Annotated in this window: 16 protein-coding genes, 6 tRNA genes and 1 other RNA gene; 10 read left to right on the forward strand and 13 right to left on the reverse strand. The window is 53.8% G+C overall.

Annotation, left to right across the window (positions count from 1 at the left end; translation table 11 throughout):
- Positions 1-198: 198 nt before the first annotated feature.
- The 3 genes from zipA (at position 199) to NNN71_RS00720 (ending at position 3,522) form a co-directional block, all read left to right on the forward strand.
- Complete coding sequence (zipA, locus tag NNN71_RS00710) at positions 199-1,221, forward strand: cell division protein ZipA (RefSeq protein ID WP_064543710.1); 1,023 nt, start codon at positions 199-201, stop codon at positions 1,219-1,221.
- Positions 1,222-1,292: 71 nt separating this feature from the next.
- The gene (gene ligA, locus NNN71_RS00715) at positions 1,293-3,308 is read left to right on the forward strand and encodes an NAD-dependent DNA ligase LigA (RefSeq protein WP_271457671.1); all 2,016 of its coding nucleotides are present in this window, start codon (positions 1,293-1,295) and stop codon (positions 3,306-3,308) included.
- Position 3,309: 1 nt separating this feature from the next.
- Positions 3,310-3,522 carry a DUF3820 family protein gene (locus NNN71_RS00720; RefSeq protein ID WP_163446104.1) on the forward strand — a complete coding sequence of 71 codons (213 nt, stop codon included), beginning with the start codon at positions 3,310-3,312 and terminating at the stop codon, positions 3,520-3,522.
- A gap of 2 nt (positions 3,523-3,524) precedes the next feature.
- Here NNN71_RS00720 and NNN71_RS00725 read toward each other — a convergent pair whose 3' ends face one another.
- Positions 3,525-4,514, reverse strand: coding sequence for a bile acid:sodium symporter family protein (locus NNN71_RS00725; protein WP_271457672.1), 990 nt, complete (start codon positions 4,512-4,514; stop codon positions 3,525-3,527).
- 89 nt (positions 4,515-4,603) lie between these two features.
- On the opposite strand from NNN71_RS00725, the gene NNN71_RS00730 reads away from it, so the two are divergent.
- Positions 4,604-5,530, forward strand: a complete 927-nt coding sequence (locus NNN71_RS00730) for a LysR family transcriptional regulator (RefSeq protein ID WP_271457673.1) — start codon at positions 4,604-4,606, stop codon at positions 5,528-5,530.
- On the opposite strand, the gene NNN71_RS00735 is transcribed toward NNN71_RS00730, so the two are convergent.
- The 6 genes from NNN71_RS00735 to NNN71_RS00760 all read right to left on the reverse strand — a co-directional run bounded on the left by NNN71_RS00735 (position 5,521) and on the right by NNN71_RS00760 (position 6,549).
- Positions 5,521-5,862, reverse strand: coding sequence for a FlxA-like family protein (locus NNN71_RS00735; RefSeq protein WP_163446101.1), 342 nt, complete (start codon positions 5,860-5,862; stop codon positions 5,521-5,523). The genes NNN71_RS00730 and NNN71_RS00735 overlap by 10 nt on opposite strands.
- A 132-nt stretch (positions 5,863-5,994) precedes the next feature.
- A non-coding RNA gene (locus NNN71_RS00740) (RtT sRNA) lies at positions 5,995-6,120 on the reverse strand.
- A gap of 29 nt (positions 6,121-6,149) precedes the next feature.
- Positions 6,150-6,225: transfer RNA gene (locus tag NNN71_RS00745), tRNA-Lys, on the reverse strand.
- 4 nt (positions 6,226-6,229) lie between these two features.
- Positions 6,230-6,305: transfer RNA gene (locus NNN71_RS00750), tRNA-Val, on the reverse strand.
- Between the two features lie 46 nt (positions 6,306-6,351).
- Positions 6,352-6,427 (reverse strand) — tRNA-Val (locus NNN71_RS00755).
- A gap of 46 nt (positions 6,428-6,473) precedes the next feature.
- Positions 6,474-6,549 (reverse strand) — tRNA-Val (locus NNN71_RS00760).
- Between the two features lie 247 nt (positions 6,550-6,796).
- On the opposite strand from NNN71_RS00760, the gene gltX reads away from it, so the two are divergent.
- The gene (gltX, locus tag NNN71_RS00765) at positions 6,797-8,212 is read left to right on the forward strand and encodes a glutamate--tRNA ligase (RefSeq protein WP_163446100.1); all 1,416 of its coding nucleotides are present in this window, start codon (positions 6,797-6,799) and stop codon (positions 8,210-8,212) included.
- A 41-nt stretch (positions 8,213-8,253) separates the two neighbouring features.
- On the opposite strand, the gene NNN71_RS00770 is transcribed toward gltX, so the two are convergent.
- Complete coding sequence (locus NNN71_RS00770; RefSeq protein WP_271457674.1) at positions 8,254-8,649, reverse strand: YfeC-like transcriptional regulator; 396 nt, start codon at positions 8,647-8,649, stop codon at positions 8,254-8,256.
- 9 nt (positions 8,650-8,658) lie between these two features.
- Positions 8,659-9,006 (reverse strand): YfeC-like transcriptional regulator, encoded by a 348-nt coding sequence (locus NNN71_RS00775; RefSeq protein ID WP_064543724.1) that lies wholly within the window; start codon positions 9,004-9,006, stop codon positions 8,659-8,661.
- 216 nt (positions 9,007-9,222) lie between these two features.
- Here NNN71_RS00775 and NNN71_RS00780 point away from each other — a divergent pair.
- The 3 genes from NNN71_RS00780 (at position 9,223) to NNN71_RS00790 (ending at position 11,802) form a co-directional block, all read left to right on the forward strand.
- Positions 9,223-9,298, forward strand: a tRNA-Ala gene (locus tag NNN71_RS00780).
- Between the two features lie 40 nt (positions 9,299-9,338).
- A tRNA-Ala gene (locus tag NNN71_RS00785) sits at positions 9,339-9,414 on the forward strand.
- 186 nt (positions 9,415-9,600) lie between these two features.
- Positions 9,601-11,802 (forward strand): sensor domain-containing phosphodiesterase, encoded by a 2,202-nt coding sequence (locus tag NNN71_RS00790; RefSeq protein WP_223803087.1) that lies wholly within the window; start codon positions 9,601-9,603, stop codon positions 11,800-11,802.
- Between the two features lie 34 nt (positions 11,803-11,836).
- Here the strand turns inward: NNN71_RS00790 and nupC are convergent, their stop codons facing one another.
- Positions 11,837-13,039, reverse strand: coding sequence for a nucleoside permease NupC (gene nupC, locus NNN71_RS00795; RefSeq protein ID WP_163446097.1), 1,203 nt, complete (start codon positions 13,037-13,039; stop codon positions 11,837-11,839).
- Between the two features lie 335 nt (positions 13,040-13,374).
- Between nupC and NNN71_RS00800 the strand changes: the two genes are divergently transcribed.
- Complete coding sequence (locus tag NNN71_RS00800; RefSeq protein ID WP_167575288.1) at positions 13,375-14,610, forward strand: Nramp family divalent metal transporter; 1,236 nt, start codon at positions 13,375-13,377, stop codon at positions 14,608-14,610.
- Between the two features lie 90 nt (positions 14,611-14,700).
- Positions 14,701-16,248 (forward strand): hypothetical protein, encoded by a 1,548-nt coding sequence (locus tag NNN71_RS00805; RefSeq protein ID WP_271457675.1) that lies wholly within the window; start codon positions 14,701-14,703, stop codon positions 16,246-16,248.
- Here NNN71_RS00805 and nagA read toward each other — a convergent pair.
- From nagA to NNN71_RS00820, 3 genes are read right to left on the reverse strand one after another with little or no spacing between them, the layout of a single operon-like run.
- On the reverse strand, positions 16,241-17,455 hold the full coding sequence (gene nagA, locus NNN71_RS00810; RefSeq protein ID WP_249022933.1) for an N-acetylglucosamine-6-phosphate deacetylase: 1,215 nt from the start codon (positions 17,453-17,455) through the stop codon (positions 16,241-16,243). The two genes, NNN71_RS00805 and nagA, sit on opposite strands and share 8 nt — an antisense overlap.
- Positions 17,445-18,797 (reverse strand): class-II fumarase/aspartase family protein, encoded by a 1,353-nt coding sequence (locus NNN71_RS00815; protein WP_163446094.1) that lies wholly within the window; start codon positions 18,795-18,797, stop codon positions 17,445-17,447. The genes nagA and NNN71_RS00815 overlap by 11 nt, the downstream gene beginning before the upstream one ends.
- Positions 18,798-18,814: 17 nt before the next feature.
- Entirely contained in the window at positions 18,815-20,374 is a 1,560-nt protein-coding gene (locus NNN71_RS00820) for a PTS transporter subunit EIIC (RefSeq protein ID WP_064543735.1), read from the reverse strand.
- Positions 20,375-20,384: the final 10 nt, after the last annotated feature.

The following is a 20,384-nucleotide window of genomic DNA, read 5'->3' on the forward strand; positions in this document are numbered from 1 at the left end:
TAAAAGACGACACTATATTAGCGAGTTGTTGGACAATGACCAGTTAAGAAATGTTCGAAAAACAAGCAAAAAGTACGATTTAATTCATCTTTATGCGGTGAATGTCATGTGTACACTTGCACTTGACGTGATGGGCAAATACTCTTAGTGAGTAAATGTTTGCCGTGGTGGCAAGGTGTTAGAACAACAGAGAATATAATGATGCAGGATTTGCGTCTGATATTAATCATTGTTGGCGCGATCGCCATACTCGCTTTACTGGTTCATGGTTTCTGGACGAGCCGTAAAGAACGTTCCTCGATGTTCCGCGATCGCCCAATCAAGCGTATGAAGTCTCGTGATGCCGACGATGAGTCGGAAGATGACTTTGATGACAATGTTGAAGGCGTGGGTGAAGTTCGTGTCCACAAGGTCAATCACGCCCCTGGGGTTGCCGGGGAGCATGAAGCACCTCGTCACGCGCCCCAACACCAGTACCAGCCGCCTTACGAGCGTCAGGCGCCTCAGCCTGCGCGCGTGCAGGAGCCGGTACAGCAGCCGCCCGTGCAACAGCCGCATCAGCCTGCTCAGCACGCGCCGGTTCCACCGCCGCAGCCTGTGCAGCCGCAACAGCCTGTGCGCCCTCCGGTTGTTGAACAGCCGCAGCACGCGCCGGTACAGCAACCGCAGCCGGTTGCTCAGCAGCCCGTTGCGCCACAGCCCGCTCAGCCGGTAGAAGCGCCAGCGCCGCAGCCGGTACAGCAGCCTGAGCCGGTCGCTCAGCCCGCGCCGGAACCTGCTCAGCCGGTCAAGCCAGAGCGTAAAGAGACGGTGATCGTGATGAACGTATCCGCTCACCAGGGCTCGCACATTAACGGTGAGTTGTTGCTCAACAGCATTCAACAGGCCGGATTTAAGTTTGGCGACATGAACATCTTCCACCGCCACCTTAGCCCGGATGGAAGCGGCCCGGCATTGTTTAGCCTGGCAAACATGCTCAAACCCGGTACCTTTGATCCGGACAACATGAGCGATATGCAGACCCCTGGCGTGACGATTTTCATGCAGGTGCCGGGCTACGGTGACGAGCTGCAAAACTTCAAGTTGATGCTCCAGTCGGCGCAGTACATTGCCGATGAAGTGGGCGGCGTGGTACTCGACGATCAGCGTCGTATGATGACCCCGCAAAAGCTGCGCGAGTATCAGGATCGTATTCGCGAAGTGAAAGACGCCAACGCCTGATAAGGTTCGTGCGTTTTCAATCCTTCCTGAACCCCCGCCTGTCGGGGGTTTTTTATCATTGATGGTGTGATATGCAACCAATAGAACAACGACTGAATGAACTGCGAGCGACGCTTCGCCATCATGAATACCTGTATCACGTGCTGGATGCGCCGGAACTGCCCGACGCCGAGTACGACCGCCTGATGCGCGAGCTGCGCGAGCTGGAGGCGCAGCACCCTGAGTTAGTTACCGCTGACTCACCGACTCAGCGCGTCGGAGCAGGGCCGCTGGCGGCCTTTAGTCAGATTCGCCACGAAGTGCCGATGCTGTCGCTGGATAACGTTTTTGATGAAGAGAGCTTCCTGGCGTTTAACAAGCGTGTTCAGGATCGCCTGAACAGCAGCGATAAGCTGACCTGGTGCTGTGAACTGAAGCTCGATGGCCTGGCGGTGAGCATCCTCTATGAAAATGGCGTGCTGGTCAGCGCGGCGACGCGCGGCGACGGCACCACCGGGGAGGATATTACCTCTAACGTTCGTACTATCCGCGCTATTCCGCTGAAGCTGCACGGTGATAACATCCCGGCGCGTCTGGAAGTGCGCGGTGAAGTATTCCTGCCCCAGGCCGGGTTTGAAAAGATTAACGAAGAGGCGCGCCGTACCGGCAGCAAAGTGTTCGCTAACCCGCGCAACGCCGCCGCCGGTTCGCTGCGCCAGTTAGATCCGCGCATCACAGCGAAGCGACCGCTTACTTTCTTCTGCTACGGTGTGGGCGTACTGGAAGGCGGCGTGCTGCCGGATACCCATCTGGGGCGTTTGCTGCAGTTTAAAGCGTGGGGACTGCCGGTGAGCGACCGCGTAACGCTGTGCGACTCGCCGGAGGAAGTACTCGCTTACTATCATAAGGTTGAAGAAGATCGTCCGACGTTAGGTTTTGATATTGATGGCGTGGTGATTAAGGTCAACTCGCTGGCGCTGCAGGAACAGCTTGGCTTTGTCGCCCGTGCTCCGCGCTGGGCGGTGGCGTTCAAATTCCCGGCCCAGGAGCAGATGACCTTCGTGCGCGACGTCGAATTCCAGGTGGGGCGCACCGGGGCGATTACGCCAGTGGCGCGTCTGGAGCCGGTTCAGGTGGCGGGAGTGTTGGTCAGCAACGCAACGCTGCACAATGCCGATGAAATTGAGCGTCTGGGGCTGCGCATTGGCGATAAAGTGGTAATTCGTCGCGCCGGTGATGTGATCCCGCAGGTCGTCAACGTGGTGCTTTCTGAGCGTCCTGCCGAAACGCAGGAGATTGTTTTCCCGACCCATTGCCCGGTATGTAACTCCGACGTTGAACGCGTTGAAGGGGAAGCCGTGGCCCGCTGTACCGGCGGTCTGATCTGCGGCGCGCAGCGGAAAGAGGCGCTCAAGCATTTCGTCTCCCGACGCGCGCTCGACGTTGATGGCATGGGCGATAAAATCATCGACCAGCTGGTGGAGAAAGAGTACGTCCACACCCCAGCGGACCTGTTCACGTTGACGGCTGGTAAGCTTACCGGGCTGGATCGCATGGGGCCGAAATCGGCACAGAATGTGGTTAACGCGCTGGAAAAAGCCAAACAAACGACCTTCGCCCGTTTCCTCTATGGCTTAGGTATTCGCGAAGTGGGTGAGGCGACGGCCGCCGGGCTGGCTGGCTACTTTGGCACACTGGAGGCGCTGGAAGCCGCATCCATTGAAGAGCTACAGAAGGTGCCGGATGTCGGTGTCGTGGTCGCTAACCACGTGTTTAACTTTTTTGCCGAAGCCAGCAACCGCGAAGTTATTCAGCAACTGTTAAAAGAAGGCGTCAACTGGCCTGCTCCGGTGGTGATCAATGCCGAAGAGATAGACAGCCCGTTCGCCGGTAAAACGGTAGTGCTGACCGGCAGCCTGAGCCAGATGTCCCGCGATGATGCCAAAGCGCGGCTGGTTGAACTCGGGGCTAAAGTCGCGGGCAGCGTATCGAAGAAAACCGACCTGGTGATTGCCGGTGAAGCGGCGGGCTCTAAGCTTGCCAAAGCGCAGGAACTGGGCATTGCGGTGATTGATGAGGCCGAAATGCTGCGGCTGCTGGGAGTCTAAGGTGGATAAAGCGCAGCTGGTTGAGATTGCTAATACCGAGATGCCATTCGGTAAGTATAAAGGCCGACGTTTAATCGACGTTCCGGAAGAGTATCTGCTGTGGTTTGCCCGCAAAGATCAGTTTCCGGCGGGCCATCTTGGTGAACTGATGCAGCTCACGCTGTTGATTAAAACCGAGGGGTTGAGCCAATTGGTGCAACCCCTCAAGCGCTAACTTTACACGCGGGCCTGTTCTTTGGCCTGCAGTTTTTCCGTCTGCGCTTTATAGCGGCGCGCCAGCACCGCGCAGGTCATCAGCTGAATCTGGTGGAAGATCATCAGCGGCAGCACCATCATCCCCAGCACCGACGTCGGGAAGAGAATATTGGCCATCGGAATACCGTTGGCCAGACTCTTTTTCGAACCGCAGAAGACAATCGTAATTTCGTCCGCTTTATTAAAGCCCATCCGCCGAGCGACCACGGTGTTAATCAGGATCACCAGTGCCAGCAGCACGATACTCACAATCACAATAAACAGCAGTGAACCCACGCCCACTTTATGCCAGATACCGTTGACGACCGCTTCGCTGAAAGCGGAGTAGACCACCAGCAAAATGGAGGTCTGGTCGGTTTTGGCGATCCATTTCTTATGCTTTGTCACGAAGGCGGCGGTCCACGGGCGGGACAGGTGGCCGAGGACAAACGGCAGCAGCAGTTGCAGCATAATTTTGCCGACCTGCTCAAGGCTGCCGCCTGCGCCGTGGACGTTCATCACCAGGCCAACCAACAGCGGCGAGAGGAAGATCCCCAGCAGGCTGGAAGCCGAAGCCGAACATACCGCAGCGGCGACGTTACCGCCCGCCAGCGAGGTAAAGGCGATTGCCGACTGCACGGTAGCAGGCAGAATGCACAGATACAGGAAACCGGCATAGAGCTGCGGGTCGACGTTAATGGGCGCCCACCAGGCAAACAGTACGCCCAGCACCGGGAACACCACAAAAGTGCTGCACATCACCCACAGATGCAGACGCCAGTGGCTGCCGCCGGCAATAATTGACTCACGCGATAATTTGGCGCCGTGCATAAAGAACAGTAGCGCGATGGCGGCGGTGGTCAGGTTTTCGAAAAACGGCACAAAGTCGCCGCGCGCCGGGAAGAAGGTGGCGAGCAGGACAACGGCGATAAGGGTTAGCGTAAACGGGTCTAAAACGCGAAAAAGTTTCATAAAGACTCCTGAAGATCGATGCAGACATTTTGCTTTTTTATTTTTGAGAAATAAAATTGATTTATTGCATCCATTGATGAAAAAAACAGATGAATTACTCGCTGCGTCAGTTAAAGGTGTTTGTTACGGTTGCCCGGGCCAAAAGCTTCAGCCGAGCCGGGGAGATCATTGGCCTCAGCCAGTCGGCGGTGAGTCATAGCGTTAAGGAGCTGGAACATCAGACCGGCGTGCGTTTGCTCGACCGCACCACGCGTGAGGTGGTGCTGACCGAGGCCGGGCAGCAGCTGGCGCAGCGGCTTGAACGCCAGCTGGATGAGTTGCACAGTACGCTGCGTGAAGCCGGGCGGATTGGCCAACAGCTCAGTGGGACAGTGCGCGTAGCGGCAAGCCAGACCATATCTGCACACCTCATTCCGCAGTGTATTGCCGAGAGCAATCTGCGCTATCCCGAGATTCGCTTTGTGCTGCACGATCGCCCTCAACAGTGGGTACTGGAAAGTATTCGTCAGGGGGACGTGGATTTTGGCATCGTTATCGATCCTGGCGTGGTCGGGGATTTGCAGTGCGAAACGGTACTGTCGGAGCCTTTTTTTCTACTTTGTCGACGCGATCATTCATTCGCGGATTTGCCGTACGTCAGCTGGCAGGCGCTGCAAGCGGCAAAGCTGGTGCTTCAGGACTACGCGTCAGGCAGCCGAATGTTGATTGATGCCGCGCTGCGCCTGCACGATATTGAGGCGGATATCGTGCAGGAGATTGGTCACCCGGCGACGTTGTTCCCGATGGTGACGGCGGGCATTGGGATTAGCATTATTCCCGCGCTGGCATTGCCGCCTCCGGAGGGTAGCCCGCTGGTGGTGAAAAGGCTGGCGCCTGGCGTTGAGCGCCAGTTAATGCTGGTACGGCGGAAAAACCGTTCGCTCTCCACCGCCGCGCAGGCGTTGTGGGATGTGGTGCGCGAACAAAGCCAGCGCCTGACGGATGAACGCCAGCAGGATCCGTTGTATCAGACGTAGATGTCGATCTGGTGTTCGTCGCTGGGTTTGTTGACACTGGTGATCGCTGTCACAGAGGCTTCTTGTTTTTCCTGCGCTTTTTCAGCTTGTTGGTTCTGCAGCTGCGCCAGCTGGGCTTCCAGCATGGTAATTTGCTCCTGAATCATTTCGGCCTGTTTCTGTTTTTCTTCGGCGCTGCCGTTACCGTCGGCGATTTCTTTCAGCTGCTGGGTGAGTTTGACGATCTGCTGGGTAATGCGCGCCATTTGCGAGGCTGCGTCGTTACCGCTCGGCGCGGCGGTGCTGGTGGTGGTTTTCAGGGCTGGAATAGAGGTAGAGCTGATAACGGTCATGGTATACGCCTTATACGGGTAAATATAAGGAGTATCGGCAGAATATGGCTGAACTTGAATGGCTGAGGGCGGAGGTGCGAATCGTCCAGATTGCAGATAGCAAAAAAGCGCCTTTAGGGCGCTTTTTTACATTGGTGGGTCGTGCAGGATGACTCGCTTCGCTCGCCCTTCGGGCCGTCGCCGTAAACGGCTCCGTTGTCTCACTGCGTTCGACACGAACCTGCTGCAGGTTCGAATCTTCCAGATTGCAGATAGCAAAAAAGCGCCTTTAGGGCGCTTTTTTACATTGGTGGGTCGTGCAGGATTCGAACCTGCGACCAATTGATTAAAAGTCAACTGCTCTACCAACTGAGCTAACGACCCGAAGTGGTGGGTGATGACGGGATCGAACCGCCGACCCCCTCCTTGTAAGGGAGGTGCTCTCCCAGCTGAGCTAATCACCCACTTCGGTACTTCATTTTGTTGTAAGAAATCCAGCTGGCGAGAAAGTGGTGGGTGATGACGGGATCGAACCGCCGACCCCCTCCTTGTAAGGGAGGTGCTCTCCCAGCTGAGCTAATCACCCACTTCTCAATTTCTTACTCTACACGGCGGAGACTACATAAAGTAGTTGGTGGGTGATGACGGGATCGAACCGCCGACCCCCTCCTTGTAAGGGAGGTGCTCTCCCAGCTGAGCTAATCACCCCCGCTGTGTGGAGTCGCATTATAGGGAGAGTTGAAAATGAGTCAACGCCTTTTCTAAAGAATTTGTTCGTTCGTCGTAAAAATAAACAAAGCGATCGCAAAACGCGCTATGTTGTATGAATTATATGCAAAATCAGCAAAGCATGCGCTTGCGGTGGGAACAACCGAGTGGGAGTGCTAGAATATTGCCCACTTGTATTTCCGGGATTTGCCGGTTGTCGGCATCTTTATAAACGTAAGGCCATTTCATGAAAATCAAAACTCGCTTCGCGCCTAGCCCGACAGGCTATCTGCACGTCGGCGGCGCTCGTACTGCTCTTTATTCCTGGCTTTTTGCACGTAACCACGACGGTGAGTTTGTGCTGCGTATTGAAGACACCGATCTTGAGCGCTCAACGCCAGAAGCCATTGAAGCCATCATGGATGGAATGAACTGGCTGAATCTGGAGTGGGATGAAGGTCCGTACTATCAGACCAAGCGTTTCGATCGCTACAACGCGGTGATTGATGAAATGCTGGAAGCGGGCACTGCCTATAAATGTTACTGCTCCAAAGAACGTCTGGATGCGCTGCGCGAAGAGCAGATGGCTAACGGTGAAAAACCGCGTTACGACGGCCGTTGCCGCCATGGTCACGAACATCATGCTGCCGATGAGCCATGCGTGGTGCGTTTTGCTAACCCGCAAGAAGGTTCCGTTATTTTTGACGACCAGATCCGCGGCCCGATCGAATTCAGCAACCAGGAGCTGGACGATCTGATCATCCGCCGTACTGACGGTTCCCCGACCTACAACTTCTGTGTGGTGGTCGATGACTGGGATATGGAAATCACCCACGTAATCCGCGGTGAAGATCATATCAACAACACGCCGCGCCAGATCAACATCCTGAAAGCGCTGAATGCGCCGGTACCGGTTTATGCGCACGTGTCGATGATCAACGGTGACGACGGCAAAAAACTGTCCAAGCGTCACGGCGCGGTCAGCGTGATGCAGTATCGTGATGACGGCTACCTGCCGGAAGCGCTGCTGAACTACCTGGTACGTCTGGGCTGGTCCCACGGCGATCAGGAGATCTTCACTCGTGAAGAGATGATCGAGTTCTTCTCTCTGAATGCGGTCAGCAAATCTGCCAGCGCGTTCAATACTGATAAACTGCTGTGGCTGAACCATCACTACATCAATACGCTGGCGCCGGAATACGTGGCGACGCACCTGCAGTGGCACATCGAGCAGGAAAATATCGATACCCGCGTTGGACCGCAGCTGTGCGAGCTGGTGAAACTGCTGGGCGAGCGCTGCAAAACCCTGAAAGAGATGGCGCAAAGCTGCCGCTACTTCTACGAAGACTTTGCCGAGTTCGACGCCGATGCGGCGAAGAAACACCTGCGTCCGGTTGCGCGTCAGCCGCTGGAAGTGGTGCGCGATAAAATTGCCGCCATCACTGAGTGGACTGCGGAAAACGTTCACCACGCGATTCAGGCAACCGCCGATGAGCTGGAAGTGGGCATGGGTAAAGTGGGTATGCCGCTGCGCGTTGCGGTGACCGGGGCTGGGCAGTCGCCTGCGCTGGACGTCACCGTGCACGCAATTGGCAAATCTCGTAGTATCGAGCGCATCAACAAGGCGCTGGGTTTTATCGCTGAGCGTGAAAGCCAGCAGTAAAACGGCGTTGAGCAAGAAAAAAGCGGGGAAACCCGCTTTTTTTACGTCTCGTCCTGGCTTAACCCTAGCCGGGAAAGAAATCCGCAAATGCCTTCACGCGCCAGCAAATGGTGCAGACGCTGCTGTTCTTGCGGCGTCATGTTCTGCAGGACGTCGGTAATTTGTCGCCACACCACCTCAGATTCATTTGTTGTGTAGCTGCGAGAAGGTTCTCCAAGCTGGCTTTGCGTGGTATGGCTACGCAGCGCTGGGGTATTGGCGAGGTAGTCCAGTACTTCAGGAGTGATAAAAATCAGGCGCGCGCGGCCGCCTTTAATGCCCGGCATGGGTTCGGTGTGCCAGCCTTGCTCGCGAATCCAACGGTTAACGGTTTGTCGGGTTATCCCTAAGCGCTCGGCGAGCTCTTCGGTCGACATTTTGGCAGGAAGTGTTTTCATCTCTTGCGTTTAACCACGGATTCCTAAACGTTGCAATAAACCGCTAATTCCTTCCCGGAGTAGCAGCGAGGTCAACTGTTTCTGTTCAGTTTCGGTCATCTCATCAACCAGCGTCAGCAGCAGCGTATGGAAGGGGTTATCGGAAATGTAGGGAGCAGGGGGCTCTGAAGCGCGCTGCGCGCTGTGGATAAACTCCACGACTTCATCGTTGACGTGGACGACCCTGGCTTTACCGCCCTGAACGCCGGGACGAGGAGACGTTTTCCAGCCTTCCTTACGCACCCATTTGTTAATGGTCTGGCGGCTATAGCCTGTCAGGTGGGCGATCTCCTCCGGCGTCATTCGTTCCTTGAGCATACTATTTCCTGAGTTGCTGTGTGGGAATTACAGGTTCATGTTATAGCATCGTTTTAGTGGAAAACGTGACATGCATAACTCCTGTTTGCGAGCAGGCGCGTAAACCGGCGCGTTTGTCTGCTTTTTCAGCGATTAGATGCCGTTAGCGAATTTTGCCGTTGACACTGTGCGAGGGAATTCATATTATGCCGCCCGTCAACTCGACAGCTTTACGTTGGGGCTATAGCTCAGCTGGGAGAGCGCTTGCATGGCATGCAAGAGGTCAGCGGTTCGATCCCGCTTAGCTCCACCAAATCCTGCTCCCATCAGGTTTTGGAACGTAAAGACACTGTGGGGCTATAGCTCAGCTGGGAGAGCGCTTGCATGGCATGCAAGAGGTCAGCGGTTCGATCCCGCTTAGCTCCACCAAAATTTGAAACCCTCGCCTGAAGGCGGGGGTTTTTTTCATCCTTGTCGTGTACAAAAATACAGCGATTTACGTTCAAAAGTCCGGTGTAGATCAGGATTTTATCGCTTAAACTTGCGCCAACAAATTCGCGACCATAATATTCAAAGAGTCAAATTACGTACGATAAAGGATATCGGCTGATACGCATGACGGTGATAAGGACTAACCCACTCAGGAAATTCTGCCTGGCTCTTATATTGAGCCTGGTGGCTATTCCATTATCCAGATATATCTCTCCTACTGCTTTTTATGATGGGCATTCTGTATATCTGGCCTGGCTACCGCTTGGCGTAATGATTGCATTGATTATGCTTTTTGGCCGTCATGCTATCGCCCCATTAGCGATTGGTTTTACCGTCACTAACTATTGGCAATTGCATTTATCGCCCTTTTATTCATTAACGTTGCTATTCTGTCAGTTGGCCGCAGTATGCATCTCCTGCGTTATTCTACGCTATATGCATGGGCGTCGATGGCGACACGGTATTCCTATAAAAAACATTGGCTTAAATGTTTTCTGGTTGGGCTTTGCTACCCCAGTTATGGGCAAGGTTTTGATGTATATTACCGGTGAGATTATTGACATTCCGGAGTTAATGTACAGTTATTTTAATATAACATCCGTTATTTATTCTATTGTTGATATTCAGGGCCTGGTTTGTGCATCACTGATATTTACTCGTCTTTTTTATTACCCCTTCAGGATGTGCTTGAACCCACGTTATGCCAGGGCATTCTGGTATCGTAATATCGCTTGTTATACCAATCTTAGAAATAAGATATTTATTACCTGTTGGTTTATTAGCCTGATAGGTATGATGATATTTTTGTGTGCGCCGTTTGGCGATTATTATTTTGCGGGTTATCTGGTTCCGGCAATATTTATCTTTTTCTCTTTTGGCATCAGCCAGTTGGCTTACCCGCTTGTCGTCATGACCTGGACGGTTTCCGCCTTCCTGCTGGTGATGTACAACAAAAATTTCCTTCATGGCATACAAACCCAGTATTCGCTGGCTTTTATTCTGTCGTCGCTGATCTCCTTTACGGTGTGCCTGCTTTACTTGCTCCAGGTCTACCATCGCAGCCAGCGGCTGCAGGCCAAGTGGCAGGCGCAGGCCATGCAGGACCCGATAACTGGCTTACCGAACCTGCGTGCGCTGGAGGAGTATATGATGACGCCGCGCGCTGGCGCGATCAGCCTGTGTTGTCTGCACATTGGTAACCTCGACTTCCTCAGTCGTCACTATGGCATGATGATGCGTATGCATTGCAAACGCAGCGTCACGCATATCCTACAGCCGATGCTGTTCAGTGAAGAAAAGTTGTTCCAGCTGCCGGGTAATGAACTGCTGCTGGTGCTGAACGGTCCGGATACCGAGGCCCGGCTGAAGCATCTGATTAATTTTCTGAGCAATAAAGAGATCCACTGGAACAATGCGGTTCTGAACCTGGAATACGCGATCTCCTGGGCGCCGGTGAGCCCGCGGGATAAAAATATGCACCATATGCTGGGGCAACTGAGCTGGTTAGTGGAGCAGGCCGATGAAGGGAATCAAATCCTCAAGCTGGATAACGGCCACGTTGACGCTTTCGACCAAAGCAGCGAACAGGTTGTGCTGTTGAATCGGGTTAAAAACGCGCTGGACTGGGGCGGTTTTGTGCTTTACGCCCAGTCGATCAGAAAGCCTTCCGGCGAAGGTTACTACGAGATACTAAGCCGCCTCGTTGACGCTGACGGTATGGTGACGCCGGATAAATTCATCCCGGTCCTTGCGCAGTTCAACCTTAGCAAGCGCTTTGACATGCAGGTACTGGAGTATCTGTTCAGCTCGCTGGATGAGCTTCCCGATAAGAATTTCTCGGTGAATCTGATGCCGTACACCTTGATGCAAAAGGGGAGCGCCGCCGAGATTATCGCGCTGTTCCGCCGTTATCACGTCGATGTTAAACGCATTATTATCGAGATTACCGAAGAGCAGGCTTTTTCCAACTCTGACGTCAGCGTTGCCAATATCCAGCAGTTGCGTCAGTTTGGCTGCCTGATTGCGATTGATGACTTCGGTACCGGCTACGCGAACTATGAGCGCCTGAAGCGTCTGGAAGCCGACATTATCAAGATAGATGGCTGCTTTGTACGTGATGTTTTAAACAACCCGATGGATGCGATGATTATTCGCTCTATCTGCGAGATGGCGAAGCTGCGGAATTTGTCCGTGGTGGCAGAATATGTCGAGACGGAAGAACAGCAACAGCTGCTGGAACGCCTTGGCGTGCACTATATGCAGGGCTACCTGATCGATAAACCGCGTCCGCTCTGGCAGCTTGAGAACAAAAAAAAGGACCTGTAACAACGTTACAGGTCCTGATGTTAGCGACGGTGAATTACAGAACCAGCGCGGCGATAGACGCAGACAGCACGCTCACCAGCGTAGAACCGTAAACCAGCTTCAGACCGAAGCGAGAAACCACGTTGCCCTGTTCTTCGTTCAGACCTTTAATCGCACCGGCGATGATACCGATGGAAGAGAAGTTGGCGAAGGAGACCAGGAACACGGAGATGATGCCGACCGCGCGCGGAGAGAGCTCAGCGGCGATTTTCTGCAGATCCATCATGGCGACGAATTCATTGGAAACCAGTTTGGTTGCCATGATGCTGCCCACCTGCAGGGATTCACTTGCCGGTACACCCATGATCCACGCAACCGGATAGAAGATGTAGCCCAGAATGCCCTGGAAGGAGATGCTGTAGCCAAACCAGCCGGTCACGGTGGCGAACAGGGCGTTCAGCGCAGCGATCAGGGCGATAAAGCCGATCAGCATCGCAGCAACGATAATTGCCACTTTGAAACCTGCCAGAATGTATTCACCCAGCATTTCGAAGAAGCTTTGACCTTCGTGCAGGTTAGACATCTGAATGTTTTCTTCGCTGGCATCAACGCGGTACGGGTTGATCAGCGACAGGACGATAAAGGTGCTGAACATGTTTAGTACCAGCGCCGCGACAACGTACTTCGGCTCCAGCATGGTCATGTAGGCGCCAACGATAGACATAGACACGGTAGACATCGCCGTCGCCGCCATGGTGTACATGCGGTTACGGGACATTTTACCAAGGATGTCTTTATAGGCGATGAAGTTTTCAGACTGACCCAGAATCAGGGAGCTGACGGCGTTGAAAGACTCCAGTTTGCCCATGCCGTTGATTTTCGACAGCACGGTACCAATCGCACGAATGACGATAGGCAGTACGCGGATGTGCTGCAGGATACCGATCAGCGCAGAGATAAACACGATAGGGCACAGTACTTTCAGGAAGAAGAAGGCCAGACCTTTATCGTTCATGCTACCGAAGACAAAGTTGGTCCCTTCGTTGGCGAAACCGAGAAGTTTTTCGAACATCTCGGAGAAGCCTTTCACAAAGCCCAGACCAATATCGGAGTTCAGGAAGAACCAGGCCAACAGCACTTCAATGACCAGTAGCTGGATAACATAACGAATGCGGATCTGTTTGCGGTTAGAACTGACCAGCAAGGCCAGGATCGCCACCACAACGAGCGCGAGAATAAAATGCAAGACGCGGTCCATATTTGCTCCAAACATGAGACGGGTTAAATTTTCGTGCACATTCTATGTAACATGGTTAAATAAAACGAGATCTGTCTCTCACTATATTCAGAACCTGTGAGCAAACTCAAAATTAGTGATCAAGCATGCATTTTTGTTATGTTGAGTAAATGTATGAAAAGTTTCCACGTTGTACTACTCTCTTCTTAAGCGTATACCAAACCTTCCCAACCTCCAGTCTGGCTATTGGTTCCGGCTATCAGAATAATCATTATCACCTTGCTTAAATGAACTTGATAATCATTCTCATTCTGTTAGCCTAAAACATAGCAAAGGCTATGTTTTTGAGGCAGAGAATGACAAACAGTCGCATTGAAACTAACAGCTGTCGTACCGCACGCCGTATGCGGCTGGCGCTGATGGGGCCGGCATTTATTGCTGCGATCGGCTATATCGATCCGGGCAACTTTGCGACCAACATTCAGGCGGGCGCCAGCTTTGGCTACCAGTTGCTGTGGGTGGTGGTGTGGGCAAACCTGATGGCGATGCTGATTCAGGTGCTTTCAGCGAAGCTGGGCATCGCTACCGGAAAAAACCTCGCGGAGCAGATTCGTGACCATTACCCACGACCGGTGGTCTGGTTCTACTGGGTGCAGGCGGAAATTATCGCCATGGCGACCGATCTGGCCGAGTTTATCGGTGCGGCGATCGGCTTTAAGCTGATCCTGGGCATTTCGCTGTTACAGGGCGCGGTGCTGACCGGGATTGCCACCTTTTTGATTCTGATGCTTCAGCGTCGCGGGCAAAAACCGTTGGAAAAAGTGATCGGCGGCCTGCTGCTATTCGTGGCGGCAGCGTATATTGTCGAGCTGGTGTTCTCGCAGCCCGAACTGGCGCCGCTGACCAAAGGTATGCTGTTACCGTCGTTACCCAATGGTGAAGCGGTTTATCTGGCTGCGGGGGTGCTGGGGGCAACCATCATGCCGCACGTTATTTATCTTCATTCATCGCTGACCCAGCATCTACACGGCGGTAGCGCTAAAGAGCGCTATCAGGCCACCCGCTGGGACGTCGCTATCGCCATGACCATCGCCGGCTTCGTTAACCTGGCGATGATGGCGACAGCCGCTGCGGCCTTCCATTTTCACGGGCATACCGGCATTACCGATCTCGATCAGGCTTACCTGACGCTTGAACCGCTGCTCAGCCATGCGGCGGCGACGATCTTTGGCCTCAGCCTGATTGCCGCCGGCCTGTCTTCTACGGTGGTTGGTACGCTGGCCGGTCAGGTGGTGATGCAGGGCTTTATTCGTTTCCATATTCCACTGTGGTTCCGCCGCGCGGTCACCATGCTGCCGTCGTTTATCGTCATTCTGATGGGGCTGGACCCAACGCGTATTCTGGTGATGAGCCAGGTGCTGCTGAGCTTTGGCATTGCGCTGGCGTTGGTTCCGCTGCTGATTTTCACCAGCGACCGCAAGCTGATGGGCGAACTGGTCAACACGCGGTGGATTAAACGCATCGGCTGGGCGATTGTTGCGGTGGTGGTCGCATTAAACGGCTGGTTGCTGCTGGGAACGCTGCTGAATTAATGGCCTGTTTACCGTGACCCGCGACAGGTCACGGTTTCTTTACCGTTTATTCGCTATGCTGCATTTTGCGTTTAACAGCAGCGAACGTTCATGAACTCTTTTGATCTCTCTTTTCTCAAATACCTTCAGGATAACAGCCCGCTCGCGGTTGATAGCGCGGTGCTGCGCTTTGGCAAAACGCTTTCCACCCTGAAGCGAACGATGAAAGAGCTTAACGAACTGCTGCCGGACGAAGCGCATCTCCACCAGGATAATGCATTTATTACGACCGGTATCACCTACAGTGATTACATCCAGTTTTTGCAGCGCGTGCGTTTCAACCGTTATCTCACGACCGGTGAAGAGCGCGTTCAGGATCTGTTTGTTGCGCTCTGTCTGCACGATGTGGTCAATAAAAATGAGTACTATAAAAAGTTCTATGTCAGCGCCGGGACGGTGAAAAACGATAACCCGCTCATGCTCAACCGGGTGCAGGAAAGTGGGTTAACGCTGCTGAGCATACCGAGAAAGGGTTCGCAACTGGTGGGCGATGAATTCAGCCTGCGTCTGGCAGCCTGTATGTCGATTCTGAAAACCGTCGAGATTGGTACTGGTCATCAACTGATTGCGCATCAGGCCAACGAGCCTATCAATCGTTCCATTGCCGAGCAGTTTCTTCATGAGTGCGCGCAGGAGATCGGCCAGGCGGCGGCCTGTTATGAAAAGGTCATCAGCCCGGTGATTCACCTTGGCTACAATGGGCGTAAATATCTGCTGGTCTATCTCAGCCTGGCGCTACAGCGCATTCGGCGCGGACGGCGAATCAACGACAGCTCGGCGGCAGCATTCCTGACCACCTATCCCTATCGCGTGTTGGCGGAGAAAGATGAAAATGCCTGCCTGGATATGCTCATCGCCTCACTCACCTTTACCTGGCGTCCCTTTACGCTGTACGACGCGCGGCTGATCAGGCACGTTAAGCAGGCCGGCGAGGAGATGTCCCGCGGTCTGAATGCGACGATTCACAACCACCACGCCTGGTTTGCCGAAATTTACCATTTTATCTACGCGGCGATTGTGCAGAACAAACTGCGCCTGTGGTTTGATGATAAAAAGCTACACGATGTACAGCGCCGCTACCCCGACCTTTGGCAGCACGTCCAGCGTGCCCTGCGCGAAATAGAATCGTGTTGGCAGATGTCGTTTTCGGCGATTCATCTGGCGACCCTGGTGCTGATTATCAAAAAGCACGAACTGAAAAATCGGGTAGTGGGGGATGTGAAAAAACGCGTCATCATTGTGACCAACTCCTCAGAGAGTAAAGTGGGCTACTTCAAAGAGGTGCTGCTCTCGCGTTTTCACATTGAGGTGCTGGCCTGCGTCAACATCAACGAACTGGACCGGCTCCAGCAGCAGGATTTCGACCTGCTGATTGCCTTTACCAACAAAATTGCCAGTCACCTGCGTCATGCTCAACTCAGCTATGTGAAGGTGAATTTCTATCTGACGCAGGACGATTTTCAACTGCTGCGCGAGCACGGGCTAAGCCCGGCGCGCAAAAAAATACCCGTTGACGCGTTCGTGCAACAGGTACAGGGGATGAGTCCGCAGGCGCTAAAAGCCTTCCTTGAGCAGCAGTACGGCGACGTTTTTATTTAACCAGCGGCTGGCACACGCCACGACACCACACCGCTTGCAGTTCTTGCTGGTCGTCGAGTACCAGAATATCGGCATCTTTGCCCGGCGTCAGGCTACCTTTGCGATCCGCCACGCCCGCGAGGATAGCGGGGTTGAGGCAGGCTATCTGCGCCGCTGACACCCAGCCGTGCTCCAGCCGGCCAACCACGTTTTTGACGGAATCGAGAAAACTCATTTCCAGCTTGCGGACTTCGGGCCAGTCTTCGGCGCTGATGGTGCGTGTGCAGCCGTGGCAATCGGTAATTTCCAGCGACTGCTGGCGGATACGAAATGTCTCCTGGCGCAGATAATGATGAAATTCGAAGCCTTCGGGAAAGTCGACGTAACCGAGACAATCGCTCATCATTACCAGCCGACGATCCTTTTTCAGCCGGTAGAGAATGTCGAAGACCTCCGGGCGCAGGGTAATTCCGCTTTGTTTTGCCACTTCGGCGTAGGTGTCTTCATAGTACATCAGTGCGCCTACCACGCCAGGCTCACGGTGGTGCAAGCCGCGCATGGCGCTGAAGGCGTGGGTAAAATGGCTCAAACCCGCGGTAATCGCCTCGCTGATTTCGTCAAACGTGGCATCCGTATGGCCCGCCGAAACGGTGACGCCGGCTTGATGCAAATGGCGAATCAATGCCAGTGCGCCGGGAAGTTCCGGGGCCAGCGTCATCAGGCGAACATGGCCGCGCGCGGCGCGTTGATAGCGTTCGAACCCGGCGATGCTGGGGGGCTGAACGCTGTCCAGACGCTGCATACCGATAAACTTCGGGTTGATATATGGGCCTTCCATATGGATACCTACCGCTTCAGCGCCGTCGGCGGGCGTGGCTTGCGCGATCCATTCGGCGGCGGTAGCCAGGCTTTGACACAAGAAATCCTCTGGCTGGGTGGCTGAGGTGGCAAGCCAGGCCGTCACGCCTGCATACACTAAATCTTCACTCATGGCGCGTAGCGAGTCCCGTTCACCTTTCCAGGCAAATGATCCTCGCCCCCAGCCGTGTACGTGAATATCGACAAACCCCGGCATCAGCATCGCATCGTGATAGTCGATGACGCGCCCGCGGGGTGTCTCATCGATGCCGGTAATTTTATCGCCGCAGATGTGAAGGTAGCCGGAGCGTATTCCGTCCGGCGTCACAATTCGCTGACTGGCGAGAGAGAGCAGGGCATCACTCACCATGGGCCTCCTGTACGCGTGCGGCGGTTTCCAGCGCTATCTCTGAGCACAGCCCGATGTAGTGCGAAGGGTCAATCAGCGCGTCAATTTCCGCCTCGCTGAAGTTCTGCTGAATCACCGGATCCTGGCGCAGCACCTCCCCGTAGGGAATACCTTCATGAGTGCTGCGCATGGCCAACTGGTAAACGCGCTCATGCGCCGCATCTTTACCGAGCTTCGCCACCAGATGCATCATGATTTTTTCGCTATTGATGAGGCCGTGGGTCAATTGCACGTTTTGCTGCATCCGCTCGGGGTTGATGACCAGCGTGCGGGTCAGTTCCTCGGCGCGCATAACGATCTCGGCGATGCACTCCATGCTCTCCTGAATATTGCCATCAAAGATAAAGTAGGCCGAGCTATCTGCCTCGAAGGGGCGTGGGCTGACGTACAGGCACGAGGTATGTACGGAATAAAGCTTTTGTGCGTTAGCGATAATGCCTTTCGCCAGTTTCGGGTTGACCTTTTGCGGCATGGTGCTGCTGCCAACGGTCCCTTTGGTAAAGGCTTCGGACACTTCGCCAAACTCTTCGCTTGAGGTCTGGTAAACCTCTTCGGCAATTTTGTGCAGGGTGGTGGCAAGCAGGCACAGGTTGCTGATGTACTCGGTGCGATATACGCGCGAGTTGCGCGATGGAATGGCCATCGCGTGCATGCCTAAGGCTTTCGCTACGCTCTCCTGTACGCGTCGTCCGGTTTCTCCGGTCGCGTGAAACGCGCCGACGGCGCCCCCCATCATCACGGTGAAGACCCGTTTTTCCGCTTCTTGCATACGCTGCTGGGCGTTGAGTAACTCATCAATCCAGACGGCGGCTTTGTATCCCCAGGTGATCGGCAATGCATGTTTGCCGTGGGTGCGTCCGGCCATGAGCGTGGCGTGATGCTCGCGCGCCATATGGGCCAGATTGCGCAGAATGTCATCCACGAACCCCTGCAGCAGGACGTTGAACTGTTTCGCCAGATACAGCTGGGCCGTTTGCTGAATATTCTGCGTGGTGACGCCATAGTGCACATACTTGCCGCTTTCGCTGTCGCAGGCTTTAACCAGCACTTTGATCATCGGTACAAAGCCATGGCCAATTTCGCGTAACAGGCGTTCCATTTCCGCCAGGTCGATATTCTCAACCCGGCAGTTGGCGGCGATATTCGCCGCCGCGCTGGCCGGAATCATTCCGTGCTCGGCCTGCGCCAGCGCCAGCGCGGCTTCAACATCCAGCCATGACTGCACTCGAGCCTGCTGACCGAGCAGTGCCTTCATGCCGCGGTCGTCAATGGTTTTACTTTTTGAATCATACAGTGCGCGCATTGCCGCCTCCTGGTTGTTTATTTCGCGCCGACAATACGGTCATCAACCGCGTTGCGAACAAATTCTACGTGTGGGCCAAAGACCACGTGCACATGGTTGCTGGAGGGAATAAAGGTTCCCAACGAGCCGGATTCTTTGAGGATATCCATGTTGATTTTCTTCTGATCCTGCAAATCGATGCGCAGACGAGAAACACAGTTTTCGACGCGTTTGATGTTATCCCGGCCGCCGAGACCTTCAATCACCATGGCGGCGACTTTGTCGTACTCTTTATTGTTCAGTAAGGTGCTATCGGCAATTTCACTTTCACGGCCCGGCGTTTTGATATCGAATTTACCGATTGCAAAACGGAACACGAAATAAAACACGACGAAGTTCACAATACCGAGAAGAATTAAATTTACCCAATGCGTATTTTCGTACATCAAGCCAAAAATGCCGAAGTCGAAAATGGTGCCGCGAATATAACCGATGGAGACTTCCAGCATCTGTAGTGGGATAGTGAGTAACCCGCACAGCACCGCATAAACGATAAACAGTTTTGGTGCAATAAACAGGAAGGAGAATTCCAGCGGCTCGGTAATATTACCCAGCATGGCCGTGAGTACGACGGTGAGAATCATCCCTTTGGCAAATTTCTTGTTTTTGAAATAAGCCATATGATACATCGCCAGGCCGATGGCGGGCACGCGGAACAGGGTCGTCAACATCTGCGAGGAGGCCAGGTAGCTGGTCAACGTAGGCATATATTCTTGCCACGCAGGATGTGAAGGGCCCAGTTCAAAGAGGATCTTATTCATCGCAGGCAAAATGCCGACGTAGGTTTGCCCATCAATAAGGTAGGTACCGCCCGCGGCGGTGAAGCGCACGGTGGAGCTCAGTACGTGATGCAAGCCGAACGGTATCAGCAGACGGTTAAGCGTCATGTAAATACCGGCACCAATGTCCGGCGCCATCATAATGGTTGAGACGGCGCGCATTCCGGCGGTGAAAAGATCCCAGATAAAGGGGATGATCAGCCCAACCGGAATCGCAAAGGCAATTGCCAGGATCGCCACTGATTTCTTGCCGCTGAAGAATGCAAAGGCCAGAGGCAACTGCAGTCGGTAGAAGCGGTCGGTGATTTTGGCCGCCAGCAGGCCCGCAATAATACCGCCTAAGGCCTCGATTTTTAGCGTCTGGACGCCGAGCACCATGCCCTGGCCGACCAGTGAAAGATCTTCTTTCGCCAGGGTTCCCGCGAGTTTCAGATGAACGTGCATGGCAATCAGCAACGTTAAATAGGCGACGACCGAGGCAAATACTGCAATGCCTTTTTCTTTTTTCGACATGCCGTAGGCAACGCCCATCGCAAATAATAATGGAATATTATTAAAAACGACGCTGCTGATTAAACCCAGAGACGATAAAACAGCTTTGAAAATATCATTTCCCAGAAATGGGAGTTTATCGATCATATAGCTCTGGCCAAGCGCCGAGCTGATTCCCATTACCATCCCGACGGGAGCTAATACCGCGATAGGTAACAGTAGTGAACGACCGAATGTCTGAATTTCATTTTTAAAATTAGCATTCATGATGTTAATC

The sequence above is a fragment of the Kluyvera sp. Awk 3 genome, from assembly GCF_028069715.1.
GTDB lineage: Bacteria > Pseudomonadota > Gammaproteobacteria > Enterobacterales > Enterobacteriaceae > Kluyvera > Kluyvera georgiana_A.